Origin of the sequence: Pseudomonas avellanae BPIC 631, from assembly GCF_000444135.1 — a bacterium.
Taxonomy (GTDB): Bacteria; Pseudomonadota; Gammaproteobacteria; order Pseudomonadales; family Pseudomonadaceae; genus Aquipseudomonas; species Aquipseudomonas avellanae.
In genome coordinates, this window is record NZ_ATDK01000236.1 from 1 (window position 1) to 2,320 (window position 2,320).

The 2,320-nt window shown below is 50.7% G+C and carries 3 protein-coding genes and 1 tRNA gene; 1 reads left to right on the plus strand and 3 read right to left on the minus strand.

Annotated elements, in window-relative coordinates:
- Nucleotides 1-318 precede the first annotated feature (318 nt).
- The 3 genes from DW49_RS0112300 to DW49_RS1000000132830 all read right to left on the minus strand — a co-directional run bounded on the left by DW49_RS0112300 (nt 319) and on the right by DW49_RS1000000132830 (nt 1,534).
- The gene (locus tag DW49_RS0112300) at nt 319-645 is read right to left on the minus strand and encodes an Arc family DNA-binding protein (RefSeq protein WP_002554423.1); all 327 of its coding nucleotides are present in this window, start codon (nt 643-645) and stop codon (nt 319-321) included.
- Nucleotides 646-1,073: 428 nt separating this feature from the next.
- Nucleotides 1,074-1,259 carry a PA3371 family protein gene (locus tag DW49_RS0112305; RefSeq protein WP_005616632.1) on the minus strand — a complete coding sequence of 62 codons (186 nt, stop codon included), beginning with the start codon at nt 1,257-1,259 and terminating at the stop codon, nt 1,074-1,076.
- 35 nt (nt 1,260-1,294) lie between these two features.
- A complete protein-coding gene (locus DW49_RS1000000132830; RefSeq protein WP_024421036.1) occupies nt 1,295-1,534 on the minus strand; it encodes a hypothetical protein in 240 nt (79 codons plus the stop codon).
- A gap of 316 nt (nt 1,535-1,850) precedes the next feature.
- Here DW49_RS1000000132830 and DW49_RS0112320 point away from each other — a divergent pair.
- A tRNA-Arg gene (locus DW49_RS0112320) sits at nt 1,851-1,927 on the plus strand.
- Nucleotides 1,928-2,320: the final 393 nt, after the last annotated feature.

Here is a 2,320-nt window from a genome sequence, read left to right on the forward strand (position 1 = left end):
TGTTTTCGAAAAAATCAGCCACCAACTAACGGAAAATTCAAATCTTATCAATAGCTTAGCTTGCAGGTTATGGGTAACTTATTTCGAAAACAGTACACTAGACGTTCTTTTCCAGCAACGACGCAGTAATAAAAAAACCGCCATGCTCAGGCGGTTTTTTTATGTCGACGCTTTATGTCGGAGCGTTATGTTGGCGCAGTGTCTCGAAAAAAGGTGCTGTGTTGAGGGGGCGTTTTTAGTGATGCCGACGGTTAACCAAGAAAAGTACTACAACAAAAAAGGCCAGCTTTCGCTGGCCTTGGTCATTTGCGCTGAGTCTCAGGACTCTTCGGAAGCGAGTTCCGTGTCATGGGCGATCAGCGAAACGAGAGCATTCTGTTGACGATGTGAAAGCTGGCGAAAACGTTGCAGCAGCTCGCGTTCGTGCAAGGACAGCTCAGGACTATCCAGACGCAGGCTTGGCTCATCGCCAAGTGCACCTTCCTGAATCAGGCTTTGTTCGAGGCGGGCAATGATTTCCGAGTTCATGCTGCGGTGATGATTCTTGGCTACTTCTTGCACGCGATTACGCATGCCGTCTGGTAGGCGAACTACGAACTTGTCAGCCGTGCGGCTGGAATAAGTAGCCTGTTTCATAGGGCTCATATATTTAACCGGTTAGTTCAGGGGAAGCGGTTCTAGCAAGTGGCCGCAAGATTGTCTTCGTCAGACAGTCGTTTTGGCCAAATGTTCAACCGGGGATCCAAGGGGCCAACATAATGCCGTAAAACGTCGAGTCCTTGGCGTCAATTCTGTGACAAATATTGACTCAGATAAAGGCATTTAGCCAGCGCCAATTATCAGAAATGCGAGCAAATTTGCAAAGTCATTACGCTTGCCCACAGATAAAAGGAACCGCCACCGAGCTGCTTTTTGCCATCATGGCTATTTGACTCTGAGATTAGGTCGGAATTCAGCTCAGACGAAGCCAGCCGACAAAGGGTTGGCGGGGAGGGGCGAGGAGGTATTTCAGAGGTTAAGAGGTGTAGCCGAGCGCTGTGGCCGGTTTGCTCGAAGGGGGGAGGCTATAGGTTTTAACGCAGTACCGGGTCGAACTTGAAGCGACGGCCGAGGAACAGCGCTACGACGAAAAGGCTGGCGAACACGCCCGCAGCAATATTGGAAGCGATACTGAAGGCCTGCGCATGAACAGGCAGCAACAGATCGACGATCACAGCCATGATCGCCAGGACCAGAAATGACAACGCGGATTTTGACATGGCTACACTCTCGTAAGTGGGTGGTTCAAACGGTCTCAGAAAACCCAACGCTGCTCGGCGCGTGGCATCTGGACGGAGGCATCATCGTCAGTCGCCAATACGGCTGCACTGGCAACACGGTCAGTCATGATTGCCAACTGAGGCGCATGGCTGATCTGGTGGTGGACAGGAACAGGCGCAGTGACCTGAGTGTCCTTGGCACCGGAATCCTGGAAATGAAATGCCACCAGAGCCACCAGAGCTGCCGCATTCAACGCTGAGAGAGTCTTGTTCATTTTCCAGTACCTGTGCCCGACCGTTTGGGATGAGATGTGTTCACAGATAGTGATAATGCAGTCTGCATGCCAAGCTGAAATAGATAAAAAACCTATTAAAATCAATAATTTATAAAATGAAAAAAAGTGGCCTGCAGTGCGTTTTGCAATGATGGCTTTTTGGGGTATTGCAAAATGCATGATCGGTTTATTCAGCTGTGTTTCGTAGCGACATCGGCTACAGCCCTGGAGGGCAATGACGACATGACAAAGGCGGTGCATGCCGCTAAGATGCACGCCGTCCTCGCTGGCACCGATCGGTGTGCCGGCACGCAGTGTCTCAGTAGCTCAATTGGATAGAGCATCCCCCTCCTAAGGGGAAGGTTGGCAGTTCGAACCTGCCCTGGGACACCATGTTTTTCAGCGGTTTTCGGCCTGTGTGACTTCTCGAGTTTTTCTCATGGGTGCATGCTGGGTGCAGAAACCTATGCTTGACCTTGAGATATGCACCTGTTCGCAATGAATCTTAGATCTGTCCATCCTCGTCTAGCCTGATCTGCCCCGTGACCTTGGCGACTCGGTGGGTTTCAGACTGTCTGATTAAGTCGCGGAGTGTTGTAGAGGCATGTTAGTGGTTTAGGGGCTATTTATTGATGCGTTAGGCAATAAGCATGGGCATTGCGATCCCCTACACTGGGGATTCCACGCGCACTTGGACACCCATTCCACGAACACTTGGACAGTGATTCCACGCTGACTTGGACACTGATTCCACGAGCATCTGGACAGTGATTTCTCACTGACCAG

Bases quoted from the DNA above. Each gene is read 5' to 3' on its own strand.
- DW49_RS0112300 (WP_002554423.1), bottom strand. From the start codon at position 645: ATGAGCCCTATGAAACAGGCTACTTATTCCAGCCGCACGGCTGACAAG.
- DW49_RS0112305 (WP_005616632.1), bottom strand. From the start codon at position 1,259: ATGTCAAAATCCGCGTTGTCATTTCTGGTCCTGGCGATCATGGCTGTG.
- DW49_RS1000000132830 (WP_024421036.1), bottom strand. From the start codon at position 1,534: ATGAACAAGACTCTCTCAGCGTTGAATGCGGCAGCTCTGGTGGCTCTG.